The organism is Amphritea sp. HPY (assembly GCF_050870985.1).
Lineage (GTDB): Bacteria > Pseudomonadota > Gammaproteobacteria > Pseudomonadales > Balneatricaceae > Amphritea.
Genome location: NZ_CP194015.1, coordinates 5,119,086 through 5,131,391, shown reverse-complemented (window position 1 = coordinate 5,131,391; position 12,306 = coordinate 5,119,086). Strand labels below are relative to the sequence as shown.

Sequence of the window (12,306 nt, the reverse complement as noted above, 5' to 3'; positions counted from 1 at the left end):
CCGTCACCCATTTAAAGAAGACCGAGCAGAATCATGACTGAAAACAACCTGGAAAACCGTGCCTGCCAGCTAACCCGTGAGTTTATCGGCCATGCGATTAAGGTACGGGGAGAAAACCCGGAATATGCCCAATCACCGGAACAGACCAACATGATTCTGGGTATGGAACTGAGTAGAATAGCCAACAGCGGCGATCAGGGCCAGCAACAGGATGTGCTCAACGGACTTCATAAAGGGCTAAATCAGCTGAGGCTGAGCGAGTCTGAAAAAAACAGCATATTCAGCACCCTGGCACCACAGATTATGCCTGGCTACAAGTCAGAAGATTAGGTCAAAGCATCAAATCAGTGGATGAGTCGTGACGCGTAAATAACCTGCCCGCCAGGCATTATCCACGCGGTTTTTAATAGATACCTGATATTCCACATCAGAAAATCAAGCCATAAGATTAAGTCAGACTATGAGTAGTGACGCGTTAACGATCCAGCCGATCGGTATTATCCACAGCGGCTTTAAAGAAAAATTCGGTATCCCGCGTCAGCCCGGTCTGGCCAGTTCTATGACCGCCACCATTGAATTATCAGCCCCCTATGATAACCGCGAAGCCGTACGCGGATTAGAACAATGCAGCCATATATGGTTGCTCTTCATATTCAGCGCTTGCGTTGATAAAGGCTGGTCGCCGACGGTCAGGCCACCACGTTTAGGCGGTAATGACCGACTTGGAGTATTCGCGTCCCGCTCACCGTTCCGACCTAACCCGGTAGGTTTATCACCGGTAAAACTAGAGGCTATCCGATTTGATAATGGCAAAGTATTGCTCGATGTCAGCGGTGCCGACCTGCTGGACCAGACCCCGATTATCGATATAAAACCCTACCTGCCCTACGCTGATATTCTGCCAGAAGCCGAATTTGAGCTGGCAACAGGCATCGAGCGTTTGGAGCTTCCCCTGCAGTACAGTACACAGGCGCAGCAGTCACTACAGCAACATATGCAACGCTTAGCTCTGCCCCTTGACCTGCAAATTGATGAAGTGCTGCAGTGCGATCCCCGTCCCGCCTACCATAAAGGAAAGATCAGTGACCGGGAGTATGGCGTGAGACTGCACGACCTGAATATTCGCTGGCAGGTCTGCTCAGACCATATTTATGTGACTACGATCACTCTCTCAGACGATGCATAAAGAGGTGACTGAATGAAGCCCGACCGTCTATCATAAGAGTTAAAATAGCAACCGGTAATACGGCGCGCGACTGCACGACCTGAATGTTCGCTGGCAGGTCTGTTCAGATCATATTCGGGTGACTACCATTACACTGGCAGACAATTTATAAAGAGCTATTTTCTATGCCATATACATTTGTAAAAACACTTATAGCTACACTACTTTGCCTGGGCTGTTCACTACCGCTACAGGCCACTGCCGACCAGCCCGAACCGGATGATACCCAGCCACCGCAGATCAGTATTGAAGAGCTTCAGCAATTCCTGGATCGCTTCGATCCGACGCTGTTACAACAGATGTTCGACTCGCTTAATCTGCAAGCCGAAGAGCTGGGCCAGGAAGCCGAAAACTACCTTCAATGCCTGGAACAACAACAGGCGATCAGCCCCTCTGAACCTATGGATCTGCGTCGTTTCATTAGTGAAGCGCTGACCACCGGTAAAGTTTGTCAATTTTTGCTCGATGATCTGGTGCGAAAAATACAGCAACAGCAGCCTGATTCAGACACCCCGCAGGCCAGTGAAAAGTTACTTGATCAGAGCCTCTGATCAGGTCGTTTTTCAATATCTGACAATAAAACAATCTGTCATAGCTTGACATATAGAACCCGGAAATCTAAGTTAGACCTTCCCCCGAGGCAAGGATCGCCGGGTATCGAAGAATGACAGGAAGTCAGTCCCCCCAACTTTCTGATTATCTGTCCTACCTTTCTGCCAGGTTATCCTTGCCTCACCTTTTATGGATGATGACAGGAAGCCAAGCATGGAACGCTATAAGTCTTCGCTCCACTTAAGCCTGCCCGGTTATATGAACGATATCAGTTCCCGTTTCCAGGAGAATGATTGCTGCAGCGATGCTGTTATCACCGTCGGTGGCGAAAAGATAAGCCTGTGCTTCGCACGCTGCGGCGAATCAGCTTATCAGGTAATCTTTAACGCAATATCTGAAATCCGCTCGATTCTACCGGAAGCCTCCATAAAAAGGATCTCTCCGGATCTGATACCTGAATCAAAACTATGCCAGCTACTTAACCTGAATGAATCCCAATTGACTGCTTTGTGTTCTACAAAAGCCAGGGAGTTCCCTGCAAAAATCAACTCCGGCAAGGGCAACACCTGGCATCTCAAAGATATCCTGCAATGGATGTATAACAGCGGCCACTACAAAGTTAATCGGGCACTCTATGAAACCTCTCTGGTTACCCAACAGATCAACGCTATGAATAAAATTAAGCACCAGCCAGTAGCTTTATCCAGCTTTGACCGGCCAGTTAAATATGCCGTAAACAAGGGGTAAGTTAACCATCAAAAGAAGCGGCTCATACGTCATCTGCAAACATAAAAAAAGCAGCGCTAAGCGCTGCTAAAGTTTGTTGCTGGAGAACAACACCTTTCTAACAATCCACAACCTTCACTCTAGCTTTGCTCACGATATGATCGCGACAGCCAGTAATCCACACTGAAGAAACGACCCGCTCCGGTAAAGAAAAGACTGAACAGCATGATGAAATAGGTAGCAGCAAATTCGATTCCGTTATTCAGGATAACCACCGACCCGCGCCCGGTTATCCAGCCATAATTACTGTTTTCCTGTAAAATACTCTTTGCCCGGGACAGACGCTCTCCCGCTTCCATCACCCGCTCATTCGCCAACCAGCTGGAGCTATCGGATATTGCCAACCAACCGTTATCAATATGTACTGTCAAAGCAGCAACAATCATAGTCACCATCAACGGAATAGAGATCCAGCGCACAGCGAGACCTACGATTAACAAGGCTCCACCTAACAGCTCAGTACCGGCAGCCAGTGCAGCCATCACCTCCGGCATAGGCAAACCCAGCCCCCATTCAGCATTACCGAACCAGGCCGCTGTATCTTCAAAATGAGACAGCTTGTTATAACCCGCCTGCATCATGATCGGAGCCAGATAGAGCCTCAGCAACAGCGGCGCCATACCATCGGCAAAACGGGTCTTATCCAATAAGTCGTGCAACGAGTTATAATGTTTTATCAGTGTATTAGCCATGTGATTCCCCCCGACCGGCAATTTGCCGATCACTATCAATTTATAATCAGCGGCGCGTACCGAGAATAATCTCAGCAGCCTTTAGTTGTTGCAGGATCGCAAAGCCACCCTGAATAATCGGCTCAACATCGGGAGCAGCCATCTCAACGGCGATACGCTGTAAAGCCTGCCGTCCTGTTAAAGCCTCATCTTCAGAAAGCAGATAGAGCAACCGCGCGGTCAGTTGATTGATCTCCATAAACTTCACCCGATCTTCACGGTTGCGATAGACGATCAGGTAAGTAGGCATTTCAGGAGCGTTCTGTGGTAAAAAATCAGAACAGATTTTATGTACCGGGTAGCTATACACCAGAGACCATGCCAATGGAGATTGCATAGGATAAGCGTCGAGCAGATCACCATCCGGGTCCGCGATTACATCCTCAATGCTCAGTTCAGAGGTATCCAGCGCCAGCTCCACCCACTCGTAATGCGCCAGCTCACGCATAAATGGAAAATCACTTGCTTCAGGATCCCGCTGATCATTGATATAACTAAGAAACTCGCCGGCAATTTCCAGGAAATAGGGCGTTTGACAGCGGTACTGATCAAAAAACTGTCTTACCAATGCCTGCCACTGAGCATCACCGGTAATACTTTTCAGTACCGGAAAACCACCACTGATGAAACCATCGATATTATTAAAGAACAGCTCCCGGTAGATACTCATCCGACGATCATCAACATCTGCCGGCTTTGCATGCAGCTGCGGGTTACGGATATGGGCGGCAAACTGATACTGCAGCTGGGCTAAATCCTGCTCAGACGCTCGCATACTGCACCTCCCCATTAATGGACCGGGTATTGGCCGCAAACTGATAACTGCGAATCTGCTCAACTTCCTGCAACAATTTATCTATCGGCGGAATATTGAAGTCACGTTCCAATAAAGTCGGTTTAACCCCGAACTCCGAGTATGCCTGCTGCAACAATACCCACACTGGATCAACCACATCCGCACCGTGACTATCAACAATCAGATCGTCCGCTTCGTTATAGTGCCCGGCAACATGGATATAACTGATCTTGTCACCGGGTATCTGTGCCAGAAATTCAGCGGCGTCATAACCATGATTAACGCTGTTTACATAGATATTGTTAACATCCAGTAACAGATCACAATCCGCCTCATCCAGTACCGACGTCAGAAAGTCGATCTCGCTCATCTCAGCGCCTGGGGCCGCATAATAAGATACATTTTCGATCGCAATGCGCTGCTCCAGGATATCCTGAGTCTGACGAATCCGGGCCGCTACATGCTTTACTGCATCAGCTGTAAATGGGATCGGCATCAGATCATACAGATGGCCGTCATCGGAGCAGTAACTCAGATGTTCGGAGTAACCCTGGATATTGTGCTCTTTATGAAACGTTTTCAGTTGGTAGAGAAAATCTGTATCCAACGGTGTCGGGCCACCTAATGAAAGAGATAAACCATGGCTGACGAATGGGAAACGTTCGCTATATTCGCGAAAGGCCTTACCAAAACGTCCTCCAAGACCGATCCAGTTTTCCGGCGCAATTTCCATAAAGTCGATCCGGGACGAATCAATATCGGCAAGCGTTTTGGTCATGCAGCGACGAAAGCCCAGCCCGGCACCTTCAATCTCAAACATCTTGGCAGTCATGGTTTATTCCCTCTGAGACTATTTGTAACGGCCCCTCCTCAGAGGGGCTCCGTATTCTGACTAACCCTTAGCCAGTCTTCTTATCGCCACCACACTTACCTTCACCACACTTACCTTCACCATCAGCTTTGGCACTTGCCCCGGCTTTATCACCGCCGCACTTGCCTTCCCCGCACTTGCCTTCGCCATCTGCTTTAGCGCTTACTTCCGCTTTATCACCACCGCACTTGCCTTCACCACACTTACCTTCGCCATCGGCTTTCGCTTCGACTGAATCACCACCGCACTTGCCTTCGCCACACTTGCCTTCTGCGGTTTTAGTAGCGTCGGCCAGTTGATACCCCGAGGTCAGTTCCTGAGCTGCAAATGGGTTCTCAGTTGCGGCATTGGCAACAGGCATAGCAACAACACTTGCTAAAAGAACTGCACCAACAGCGGCAGTAATCGGCTTAATCGTAGTCGTAGTTTTAAATTGAGTTTTCATAGTTCACCTCAGTAATTTTTATCAATCTTGTTGTGGAAGTTTCATCGGGATCGGGTCCTTCCGACCTCAATCTGCTCCCTCTCTGAAACTTGTGATCAACTATAAATTTGGTATCTGAAATAAAACTGAAAAGATGAATAAAATTTAACTAAAACCTGTAAAACTATAATTTCATTACATTAGAAATAGCTTATACATATAGCGTATTTACTAACCTGAGACTAGCCGCAGACCACGCTACATAAAGGCTTAAACCCGCATACATCAGTCTCGTGATAATCAATAAAAGCACCAATTCAGTGAGCAGCAAAAAGTGCATGGGATTTGCTTTATGGTTAAAAGCGGGCTGTAATAGCCCGGATTTTATACTTATCCGGGCGAGACAATGAGCATCAGCAGCGAACAGATTCAGTACGATCAACAACACATCTGGCACCCCTATTCCTCGATGATCAATCCTCCTGCAGCCTATCCCGTGGTTGCAGCGCAGGGTGTTCGCCTGCAACTGGCTGATGGCCGGGAATTGATCGACGGCATGGCATCCTGGTGGTCAGTCATCCACGGCTATAATAATGCCGAACTGAATGCCGCCGCCCACGGCCAGATAGATAAAATGTCCCATGTAATGTTTGGCGGTATCACCCATCAACCGGCGATCGATCTTTGCCGCCAGTTAGTAGAGATGAGCGCCGAACCGCTGCAGAAAGTATTCCTGGCAGACTCCGGTTCTGTTGCTGTTGAAGTAGCCCTGAAAATGGCGATCCAGTACTGGCATGCCAAAGGTAAAGCTGAAAAGCATAAACTCCTGACGATTCGTAATGGTTATCATGGCGATACCTTCGGTGCGATGTCAGTGTGCGATCCGGTTACCGGCATGCATGAGATTTTCAGCGGTGTGCTGCCGCAACAGTTCTTTGCCCCGGCGCCGCAGATCAAATTCGGCGAGTCGTGGGATGAAAAGGATTGCGCCGAGCTGGAGCAGCTATTCGTTAATCACCACAATGAGATCGCCGCACTAATTCTCGAACCTATCGTGCAGGGTGCAGGCGGAATGCGTTTCTACCACCCGGAATATCTGAAGCGTGCCCGTAGCCTCTGCGACCAATACGATGTTCTGCTGATAGCCGACGAGATCGCCACCGGCTTTGGCCGCAGCGGTAAACTGTTTGCCTGCGACCATGCCGATATTACGCCTGATATTTTGTGTCTGGGTAAAGCGATCACCGGTGGTTATATGACGCTGGCAGCGACCCTGACCACCACCGAAGTCGGCGAAACCATCTCTGCAGGAGGTGCTGGCTGCTTTATGCACGGACCTACCTTCATGGGTAATCCGCTGGCATGCGCAGTCGCAAACGCCAGCCTGAAACTGCTGCGCGAATCCGACTGGGAGAGCAACATCGCCCGCATTGAACAGCAATTGAAACAAGGCCTCGCCCCCTGCGCTGAACTGGACTCAGTAGCAGAAGTTCGCTGCCTCGGCGCGATCGGTGTAGTCGAGATGAAACAACCAGTCGTCACCGCCGAGATCCAACCGCTATTCGTCGAAAAAGGGATCTGGATCCGCCCCTTCGGCAAACTGGTTTACGTAATGCCCCCTTATGTTATGTCTGACGATGATTTGCAGACTCTGACAGCCGGGATGTACGAAGTCATTCAGCAATATACTGCTGAAAAATAGCTAGACTGCCGCTTCGCGGCTAGCTAGAACGGAAGGTAAACCTTCCTGCTAGTGGCTAGAAAAATCAAAAGCGAAAAACCATTGATTCACAGATCAGTGGTTTTTTATTGCTTATTAAATGGTAAGTGCCTGCTTTTTGCCATTTGCGGACATCGGTAGCTGTTGAGTGGTAAGCCTCCTCACTACCCAACGCCTGCCTCCTTATCGAAAAAATTAACTTTTGTATCGCCGGATCAGAGCATAAAGCGTTATGCAGATAAAGGCTCCAAGCAGGGGCAGAAGAATATAATCGAGATAGCCAACAAGTGAAGCTAAACCTATCGCTCCGAGCAAAACCACCAGAAACGGTGTAAAGCAGCAAATAGCCGCGATAACCGTTCCGACTATGCCCGTCTTAAGAAGTGATGTAGACATTCTGATTCTCCTTACCTGCTTACTCCGATGAACAGCAGCTTGTACCTTCCTGTATAGGAGGGCATGGCACCGTGCCATATGAGCAGTAAACGCAGCAATCGCCCTTTAACGGCTTAAGAAGAGTGCCGCACCCTTGGCACTCATAAAACCACTGGCAGGCATCGGTTGGCATCGTTTCGGTTTTTGAATGACCGCACTTCGGGCAGGTGATAGTCGACTTTAAAATGATCTTACTCATTATCACTCCTTTCCCCTACGGGAATCTGGCAAGCTCGATGGGGTGGTGACAGTAAATCCCAAACTGCGACGACAAACATGAGCAACAAGGCTACATAAAACATGTAGGTACTCCAATTATCTGTCCAGAAGAGGTATAAAGTTGCCATCACCATGATTGGGCCTGCGCTGGCGAGTCCCCCTCTGAAGTGCTGCTTATGTGACCACCATGAGACTAAGGCAGCAACTAGTGCAATGGCTGCAAATACAGGTAACAGCTTGTTTATGAATAGACCTTCAAACTGAGCCAGAAACCCCAGCCCCAGTGCTGATCCAAGAGAACCCACTACAGGAAAGCATGAAGCGCAGCCCATAGCCGACACGACAGCACCTAAAGCCCCCTGCTTTTCGGTCAATACTGAAAGATGCATATGAATAACTCAACCTCATCAGGCATACCGTTGATACGTTGAGTATAAACTCCGTACTATGGTACGGAATCAAGCGAGAGTTATTCGTCTCGTGAGATGGCTTCAATAATTGGACAGGCCGAATTGCCCCTGTTGCTTTCACAGGACTCAACAAGCTTTTCAAGGGTTGTTGCTATGGACTTAAGATCTTTGATCTTACCTTTCACATCATCAAGCTTGCTGGAAGCCAGCTGCTTAGTCTTATCACAGCTTCCATCGCCCAGAGATAGCAACGTTTTAATTTCAGCAAGGCTAAATCCGAGTTGCTTTGCTCGTTGAATAAATTTCAGTTGCTGGAGGTCTTCATTGGTGTATGAGCGATAGCCTGTTACAGGTTTTGAAGGCTCTTGGATTAGCCCTATGCGTTGATAATACCTGATAGTTTCAACGCCTACTCCGGCATTTCTTGCGGCGGAACTGATTGTAAATCTGGCCATTAGCTTCGTACATCACATGTAATTAGGAGTGGTGTTGCCACTAACTATAACTGTGATTAGGAGCTAAAGTGAATTTGAGCGCCATATGTCTGCTTCGGGTCGTTAGCAGTCATCTACCACTGACCGTTTTACACTTTGATAGACATGATTCACCTCCTATCTGTTTGAGTGAATCAAGGCAGCTCAATGTAATCCTAGACAACAGATATCCCTGTTTCTAAATGAGGAATGTTTATGAGGGGTAGAGTGCAAAGCTATAAAGTTTCTATTAAAGGCTGGTCGATTCAGTTTATGCTTGCTATGAGAATAAGCAGGGGGGCAAGTTATGAATTGAAAGATTCGGAAGCCTTCGGTTAGCATCTGTTTGAAGGCTCTCCGTGTTCCGGCAAGATAATCTGGCGATTGGCATAATTCAATAAGTCAGTTTCCAGCTTTGCAAGCATTTCCTCAAACAGTTGCTGCTCATTTGGTAACACCTTCGAAAAGGTTTTGCTTATAAGCGTACCACCATATTCACCTCATCAAGCTGATTCATCAGGCTTTTGTAAGTGTTTTTCAATATCATAGTTTCTCCGGATGTCAGAACAACAACCGCTATCGGTTCATGTTGCAGGCTGCCCTCTACGTTGAATTCCGGCCGAATCTGAATGATCTGATCAACCTGTAACAGCAATTTATAGACATCCTCGGTTGATGGATGATCGGTAGTTACTTCGATAAATTTCTGGCTCATGGTGCCTCCCTAAAGATGTTTCTCATTCTTTGTCTGATTGTAAAAAGAGTCTTGATGGCTTTTACCTATCGGGCTTGTAATCAAGAGTAATCGTCCCCGCCCGATAGTCTAAAAGTAGGCAATGAAATTCTATTGGGCAAGGGTAAGTCTTCCCCTGCTGATTGCTGCAAAAGTCTGTGGAAAATTAAGTTATAAAGCTGATTGTGAGTGAGAGAAGAGGGCTACGGAATGGAGAATAATCGAACCATCGACACGAGGATTTTCAATTTTTGTTGGAAATCTTTAAATAATGAAAATTCAATCACTTACGGCGCTATAGCCTATTCAATATGTAACTGATTTAGTCACAATTAAGAGAGTTTAAGCCTATGTTGACACAATACTGGCACCTTATTTCGAGTCGGCTTTGTGCCAAAAGCGGACCTAAAAAAAGCGCCGCAGAGGGCGCTTAATAGAGTACGGAGGGCTATTATAAGAGCTGTGGCATCCTCAAGCCCAGCTATAAAGTTAACTGAGCTGGGCAACCTATAGGAAATAATCTTATTAGCTATTCATAATGCTTCAAATATCTAGAATGGAATGTCCAGTTTAACTTCAGAATACTGCAGGCTCTCCTTCGTCAGTAACATGGAGTTCTTTACTGAATAACTAGTACTCAATGTCGAGCCTTCTGGCATCCCTGTATCATCTAGCGAAACGCTAGCAGAAAGTTCTGAAGTATGGGCTTCATAGTCATCGAGCCCTATACCATCGTATGTGTAACCGACGTTAAGACTCGTTCCGTTCTCCATGACTAAGTTCAAACCAAAGCCGACTTTAGCTCTGAGCTTCTCAGTACCAGACGCTATTCCATTGACATCGTATATATCTGGAGCCGTAAAGTCCCATACCCCTTTGGCTGTAACATATGGCCTGATTACATTTCCATCTGAGGATTCAGCAAGATATGTGATTTTAGGACCAAATGTTAATGTTCCTAGCTCGACAGAATCTTCGGGTATTGTGAAGGCATTACTATCAATGTACTCCTCTTGGGTTTCTATGAAGTAATTAAGTCCCAATGTTGGAGCCACGTGCCATTTATCGAATGTATAGCTACCGGTTAGATTACCTTCCACCTGCCAGCGTTCGCTATCATATTCATCCCAATAGCTGCCTATAGGGTTTACTTTATTTTCCGCCTGACCCCAAGCTAACCGGAAATCTAACGTTAGCTTATCTTTCAGACGTTTAACCATGTATGGACCAAACATCCATCCAGTTCCCTCAGCCTGATAACCAAGGTTTACTTCAGACTGATTGAACCAGTCGTATTGCCCCATAAAGCCAATTAGTAAATCTTCAGACAAACGGTAGTCCGTACCCAGATATATAATTCCGAAGTCTATTTCGTCATCCAGGCCACCTCGGTTATCATTTATTTTACTCCAGCGACCTTTAATCCAGATGTTTATAGGCGGCTTATACTGGTTATGGCTCATAGGGGGTTGTGATGCAGCGTTATTATTCTGCGAAACTGAAGAGAGTTGCTGGAAACTAGTTGAAAACTGACCTGAATTACTCTGGCTCACATTATTGAGCTGGAGGTCGATTGGGGTTTCAAAGTAACCATTTATGCTGCCCCCCATACCATCGCTATCTAGGAATCCAGAAATACCCGGTCCTTGAACGGTCATATGACGAATTTTATTTGCGGTAAAGTTACGAATAACTTGTTGTGTTTTAGCGATTGTCGCACTCTCTCCACAGCCCGCTCCACAGGTTACTGACACTTGTGTCGCCGCGGTATTGGGATTAGAGGCAGCATCTGTAGCCACACCAGAAGATACATCAATAGTCACGTTTCCAGCCCCATTCGGGGTTATATCTGCTATATACGAATTTCCATCATCTGCTACAAAGTTAGATGCCGCTCCGTTGCCAACAGAAATGTCACCAACAGCAAAACCAGTTACATCTTCACTAAATTCAAATGTGACATTGAAAGAGTCTCTATTAGTAATACTGGAAGGAGCATTCAATATATCTACAGAAGGGCTGGCAAGGTCATTCTGAATCACAAATGTATTATCGTTGCTTCCTGTAGGTGTAGTGCTAAAGAGAGCAATAGATGCTAAATCTTGTATATTCTGGGACCCAGAGAAGCCCAATGTAACAGTTGAATTTAGATTCGCAAGATTACCCCCGCTAACAGTCACATCATAAACAGAAGAACTAACAGTGCTTACACTACTTACTACTGCTGTTGTGCCTAAAACAGAAAAGTCAGTACTATCAACATTTTTTACCCCTTCATCAAAAGTAACTCGCCATGTAACGATGTCAGCATTAGTAGGAGATGTAGAGGGAGCCTGACGAGTGATTGAAATAATATTCGGTGCTGTATCTATGGTGATAGTAGCAGTGTTGATGCTGAAATTATTTGCTACTCCAGCTCCAGAAGAAGTTGTCACATTAACATTCATAACAACACTATTACCTGAAGAGTCTGTTCGGTTTACAGTGTTATTAAATGTAGCGTTAACGTGAAAACTAGGTTTTTTACAGGTACTTCCGGCTGAGATAACGGAAACCCCTAAAGTACAACCTGTATGTAATGTTTGATTACTTCCCGATCCTGTTCCGAAATATACCTCTTCCGTAGCATCGTCCGCAGGATAATCATATGTTGCATTAGGGTCTGGTTTAACTACAAAGGTTATGTCGTCTAATCCTGTCAGCGGAGTAGTATCATCACTTATAGTACAGGTACCCGCGCTATCATCGTAGCGAACAGCAGAGTCAGAACTAATTGTTTCAGTGCCAGAACAAGATATAACGGCGGAGCTTGCGGTTGTTGATAGTAAGATCGTTAAGAACAAAAATACACTTAACATGTGATTGATAGATGGCATTTCTAAATTCAACAAACTAAAGATAGTCTTACGCAATCTATTCATCTTAAAAGTC

At 46.4% G+C, this 12,306-nt stretch carries 15 protein-coding genes; 5 read left to right on the top strand and 10 right to left on the bottom strand.

Annotation, left to right across the window (positions count from 1 at the left end; translation table 11 throughout):
* Positions 1-33 precede the first annotated feature (33 nt).
* The 4 genes from ACQUQM_RS22855 to ACQUQM_RS22840 all read left to right on the top strand — a co-directional run bounded on the left by ACQUQM_RS22855 (position 34) and on the right by ACQUQM_RS22840 (position 2,524).
* Positions 34-330 (top strand): hypothetical protein, encoded by a 297-nt coding sequence (locus tag ACQUQM_RS22855; RefSeq protein WP_432472173.1) that lies wholly within the window; start codon positions 34-36, stop codon positions 328-330.
* A 130-nt stretch (positions 331-460) separates the two neighbouring features.
* Entirely contained in the window at positions 461-1,186 is a 726-nt protein-coding gene (gene tsaA, locus ACQUQM_RS22850; RefSeq protein ID WP_432472172.1) for a tRNA (N6-threonylcarbamoyladenosine(37)-N6)-methyltransferase TrmO, read from the top strand.
* A 164-nt stretch (positions 1,187-1,350) separates the two neighbouring features.
* Positions 1,351-1,776, top strand: coding sequence for a hypothetical protein (locus ACQUQM_RS22845; RefSeq protein WP_432472171.1), 426 nt, complete (start codon positions 1,351-1,353; stop codon positions 1,774-1,776).
* Positions 1,777-1,990: 214 nt separating this feature from the next.
* Entirely contained in the window at positions 1,991-2,524 is a 534-nt protein-coding gene (locus ACQUQM_RS22840; RefSeq protein ID WP_432472170.1) for a hypothetical protein, read from the top strand.
* 119 nt (positions 2,525-2,643) lie between these two features.
* On the opposite strand, the gene ACQUQM_RS22835 is transcribed toward ACQUQM_RS22840, so the two are convergent.
* The 4 genes from ACQUQM_RS22835 to ACQUQM_RS22820 all read right to left on the bottom strand — a co-directional run bounded on the left by ACQUQM_RS22835 (position 2,644) and on the right by ACQUQM_RS22820 (position 5,406).
* A complete protein-coding gene (locus ACQUQM_RS22835; RefSeq protein ID WP_432472169.1) occupies positions 2,644-3,255 on the bottom strand; it encodes an HvfX family Cu-binding RiPP maturation protein in 612 nt (203 codons plus the stop codon).
* Between the two features lie 46 nt (positions 3,256-3,301).
* Complete coding sequence (locus ACQUQM_RS22830; RefSeq protein ID WP_432472168.1) at positions 3,302-4,069, bottom strand: HvfC family RiPP maturation protein; 768 nt, start codon at positions 4,067-4,069, stop codon at positions 3,302-3,304.
* On the bottom strand, positions 4,056-4,922 hold the full coding sequence (locus ACQUQM_RS22825; RefSeq protein WP_432472167.1) for an HvfB family MNIO-type RiPP peptide maturase: 867 nt from the start codon (positions 4,920-4,922) through the stop codon (positions 4,056-4,058). Before ACQUQM_RS22825 ends, ACQUQM_RS22830 begins: the two co-directional genes overlap by 14 nt.
* Before the next feature lie 67 nt (positions 4,923-4,989).
* On the bottom strand, positions 4,990-5,406 hold the full coding sequence (locus tag ACQUQM_RS22820; protein ID WP_432472166.1) for an HvfA family oxazolone/thioamide-modified RiPP metallophore: 417 nt from the start codon (positions 5,404-5,406) through the stop codon (positions 4,990-4,992).
* 385 nt (positions 5,407-5,791) lie between these two features.
* Between ACQUQM_RS22820 and bioA the strand changes: the two genes are divergently transcribed.
* Positions 5,792-7,087 (top strand): adenosylmethionine--8-amino-7-oxononanoate transaminase, encoded by a 1,296-nt coding sequence (gene bioA / locus ACQUQM_RS22815; protein WP_432472165.1) that lies wholly within the window; start codon positions 5,792-5,794, stop codon positions 7,085-7,087.
* A gap of 213 nt (positions 7,088-7,300) precedes the next feature.
* Here bioA and merF read toward each other — a convergent pair whose 3' ends face one another.
* The 6 genes from merF to ACQUQM_RS22785 all read right to left on the bottom strand — a co-directional run bounded on the left by merF (position 7,301) and on the right by ACQUQM_RS22785 (position 12,296).
* Entirely contained in the window at positions 7,301-7,501 is a 201-nt protein-coding gene (merF, locus tag ACQUQM_RS22810; RefSeq protein ID WP_432472164.1) for a mercury resistance system transport protein MerF, read from the bottom strand.
* 19 nt (positions 7,502-7,520) lie between these two features.
* Positions 7,521-7,739, bottom strand: a complete 219-nt coding sequence (locus tag ACQUQM_RS22805) for a GDCCVxC domain-containing (seleno)protein (protein ID WP_432472163.1) — start codon at positions 7,737-7,739, stop codon at positions 7,521-7,523.
* Positions 7,732-8,148 (bottom strand): organomercurial transporter MerC, encoded by a 417-nt coding sequence (gene merC, locus ACQUQM_RS22800; protein ID WP_432472162.1) that lies wholly within the window; start codon positions 8,146-8,148, stop codon positions 7,732-7,734. The genes ACQUQM_RS22805 and merC overlap by 8 nt, the downstream gene beginning before the upstream one ends.
* Positions 8,149-8,228: 80 nt before the next feature.
* A complete protein-coding gene (locus ACQUQM_RS22795) occupies positions 8,229-8,624 on the bottom strand; it encodes a MerR family transcriptional regulator (protein WP_432472161.1) in 396 nt (131 codons plus the stop codon).
* Between the two features lie 493 nt (positions 8,625-9,117).
* Positions 9,118-9,357: a hypothetical protein gene (locus ACQUQM_RS22790; protein WP_432472160.1), complete on the bottom strand. Its 240-nt coding sequence runs from the start codon at positions 9,355-9,357 to the stop codon at positions 9,118-9,120.
* Positions 9,358-9,926: 569 nt separating this feature from the next.
* Positions 9,927-12,296, bottom strand: coding sequence for an autotransporter domain-containing protein (locus ACQUQM_RS22785; RefSeq protein WP_432472159.1), 2,370 nt, complete (start codon positions 12,294-12,296; stop codon positions 9,927-9,929).
* Positions 12,297-12,306: the final 10 nt, after the last annotated feature.

Coding starts and splice junctions, on each gene's coding strand:
- ACQUQM_RS22855 (WP_432472173.1), top strand. CDS start 34: ATGACTGAAAACAACCTGGAAAACCGTGCCTGCCAGCTAACCCGTGAG.
- tsaA (WP_432472172.1), top strand. CDS start 461: ATGAGTAGTGACGCGTTAACGATCCAGCCGATCGGTATTATCCACAGC.
- ACQUQM_RS22845 (WP_432472171.1), top strand. CDS start 1,351: ATGCCATATACATTTGTAAAAACACTTATAGCTACACTACTTTGCCTG.
- ACQUQM_RS22840 (WP_432472170.1), top strand. CDS start 1,991: ATGGAACGCTATAAGTCTTCGCTCCACTTAAGCCTGCCCGGTTATATG.
- ACQUQM_RS22835 (WP_432472169.1), bottom strand. CDS start 3,255: ATGGCTAATACACTGATAAAACATTATAACTCGTTGCACGACTTATTG.
- ACQUQM_RS22830 (WP_432472168.1), bottom strand. CDS start 4,069: ATGCGAGCGTCTGAGCAGGATTTAGCCCAGCTGCAGTATCAGTTTGCC.
- ACQUQM_RS22825 (WP_432472167.1), bottom strand. CDS start 4,922: ATGACTGCCAAGATGTTTGAGATTGAAGGTGCCGGGCTGGGCTTTCGT.
- ACQUQM_RS22820 (WP_432472166.1), bottom strand. CDS start 5,406: ATGAAAACTCAATTTAAAACTACGACTACGATTAAGCCGATTACTGCC.
- bioA (WP_432472165.1), top strand. CDS start 5,792: ATGAGCATCAGCAGCGAACAGATTCAGTACGATCAACAACACATCTGG.
- merF (WP_432472164.1), bottom strand. CDS start 7,501: ATGTCTACATCACTTCTTAAGACGGGCATAGTCGGAACGGTTATCGCG.
- ACQUQM_RS22805 (WP_432472163.1), bottom strand. CDS start 7,739: ATGAGTAAGATCATTTTAAAGTCGACTATCACCTGCCCGAAGTGCGGT.
- merC (WP_432472162.1), bottom strand. CDS start 8,148: ATGCATCTTTCAGTATTGACCGAAAAGCAGGGGGCTTTAGGTGCTGTC.
- ACQUQM_RS22795 (WP_432472161.1), bottom strand. CDS start 8,624: ATGGCCAGATTTACAATCAGTTCCGCCGCAAGAAATGCCGGAGTAGGC.
- ACQUQM_RS22790 (WP_432472160.1), bottom strand. CDS start 9,357: ATGAGCCAGAAATTTATCGAAGTAACTACCGATCATCCATCAACCGAG.
- ACQUQM_RS22785 (WP_432472159.1), bottom strand. CDS start 12,296: ATGAATAGATTGCGTAAGACTATCTTTAGTTTGTTGAATTTAGAAATG.